Annotated in this window: 1 pseudogene; it reads left to right on the top strand. The window is 65.3% G+C overall.

The window, feature by feature from the left end:
* Positions 1–479, top strand: a pseudogene (locus tag EN939_RS37475) (excinuclease ABC subunit UvrA); the annotation flags it as partial.

The raw sequence follows: 479 nt of genomic DNA, 5'->3' as shown, positions 1-479 counted from the left end.
GCCCGGCCTGCAAGGGGTATCGGCTGAAGCCGGAGTCGCTGGCGGTGAAGATCGCAGGCAGACATATCGGCGAAGTCACCGAGCTTTCCATCCGCAAGGCCGACCAGTGGTTCACCGACCTGCCCGCGTCGCTCAACGACAAGCAGAACGAGATCGCGGTGCGGGTGCTCAAGCAGATCCGCGAGCGGCTGCGCTTCCTCAACGATGTCGGGCTCGACTACCTGACGCTGTCGCGCAATTCCGGCACGCTGTCGGGCGGCGAGAGCCAGCGCATCCGGCTGGCATCGCAGATCGGCTCCGGTCTCACGGGCGTGCTCTATGTGCTGGACGAGCCGTCGATCGGCCTGCACCAGCGCGACAATGCCCGCCTGCTCGATACGCTGAAGCACCTGCGCGACATCGGCAACACGGTGATCGTCGTCGAGCATGACGAGGACGCCATCCTGCATGCCGACTATGTCGTCGACATGGGTCCGGCC

This window comes from Mesorhizobium sp. M7A.F.Ca.CA.002.05.1.1, assembly GCF_003998335.1.
GTDB lineage: Bacteria > Pseudomonadota > Alphaproteobacteria > Rhizobiales > Rhizobiaceae > Mesorhizobium.
The sequence above is the reverse complement of the archived record's forward strand: the minus strand, read 5'-3'. Positions and strand labels throughout refer to the sequence as shown.